Annotated in this window: 1 pseudogene; it reads right to left on the minus strand. The window is 64.2% G+C overall.

The features are described 5' to 3' along the window. Positions 1 to 1,622, minus strand: a pseudogene (locus EN750_RS33370) (DNA-directed RNA polymerase subunit beta); the annotation flags it as partial.

Consider the following 1,622-nt stretch of genomic DNA (forward strand, 5'->3'; position numbering starts at 1 on the left):
GCATGGGGCCGATCGTCGCCCGTGACTCGGGCGCCGATGGCGGCGCCCGAGTCACGGGCGACGATCGGCTCCATGCCGGTGCCGACGAACGGCGCCTCGGCGCGCACCAGCGGCACGGCCTGACGCTGCATGTTCGAGCCCATCAGAGCGCGGTTGGCGTCGTCGTTTTCCAGGAACGGGATCAGGGCCGCGGCCACCGACACCATCTGCTTGGGCGACACGTCCATCAGATCGACGTTTTCGCGCGGCGCCATCATCACTTCGCCGGCGCTGCGGCAAATGACGAATTCGTCGACGAAACCACCGTTCTTGTCGAGCTCGGCGTTGGCCTGCGCGACATGGTGCTTGGCCTCTTCCATCGCCGAGAGATAGACGACGTCATTGGTCAGCTTGCCGTCGACGATCTTGCGGTACGGGCTCTCGATGAAGCCGTACTTGTTGACGCGTGCGAAGGTGGCCAGCGAGTTGATCAGACCGATATTCGGGCCTTCCGGCGTCTCGATCGGGCAGATGCGGCCGTAATGCGTCGGGTGCACGTCGCGCACTTCGAAGCCGGCGCGCTCGCGGGTCAGACCGCCCGGTCCAAGCGCCGAGAGGCGGCGCTTGTGGGTGATCTCCGACAGCGGGTTGGTCTGGTCCATGAACTGCGACAGCTGCGAGGAACCGAAGAACTCGCGCACGGCGGCAGCCGCCGGCTTGGCGTTGATCAGGTCCTGCGGCATGACCGTGTCGATCTCGATCGAGGACATACGCTCCTTGATCGCGCGCTCCATGCGCAGCAGGCCGACGCGGTACTGGTTTTCCATCAGCTCGCCGACCGAACGCACGCGGCGGTTGCCGAGATTGTCGATGTCGTCGATCTCGCCCTTGCCGTCGCGCAGCTCGACCAGCGTCCTGACCACGGCCAGAATGTCGTCCTTGCGCAGCACGCGCACGGTGTCCTCGGCCTTGAGCTCGAGACGCATGTTCATCTTGACGCGGCCGACGGCCGACAGATCGTAGCGCTCACTGTCGAAGAACAGCGAGTTGAACATGGCTTCGGCGGTTTCGAGCGTCGGCGGCTCGCCGGGGCGCATGACACGATAGATGTCGAACAGCGCGTCCTGGCGGCTCTCGTTCTTGTCGACGTTGAGCGTGTTGCGGATATAGGCGCCGACATTGACGTGGTCGATGTCGAGAACCTTGATCTCGTCTTCGCCGGTGCCGAGCAGAACCTTCAGCGTCTTCTCGTCGATCTCGTCGCCGGCCTCGAGGAAGATCTCGCCGGTGGCGTAGTTGACGATGTCCTCGGCCAGATAGTTACCGAGCAGGTCCTCGTCGGTGGCCTTGATCGCCTTCAGACCCTTTTCGCCAAGCGCCCTCGCCTGGCGGGCGGTGATCTTCTTGCCGGCTTCGACGACGACTTCGCCGGTATCGGCATCGACCAGGTCGCCGACGGCCTTGAGGCCGCGGAAACGCTCGACGTTGAACGGAATGCGCCAATGGTCGCCGGCGCGCTTGTAGGTGATCTTGTTGTAGAAGGTCGACAGGATCTCTTCGCCGTCCATACCGAGCGCCATCAGCAGCGACGTCACCGGAATCTTGCGGCGGCGATCGATGCGGGCGTGCACGACGTCCTTGGA

It is taken from the genome of Mesorhizobium sp. M7A.F.Ca.ET.027.03.2.1 (assembly GCF_003999175.1).
Lineage (GTDB): Bacteria > Pseudomonadota > Alphaproteobacteria > Rhizobiales > Rhizobiaceae > Mesorhizobium.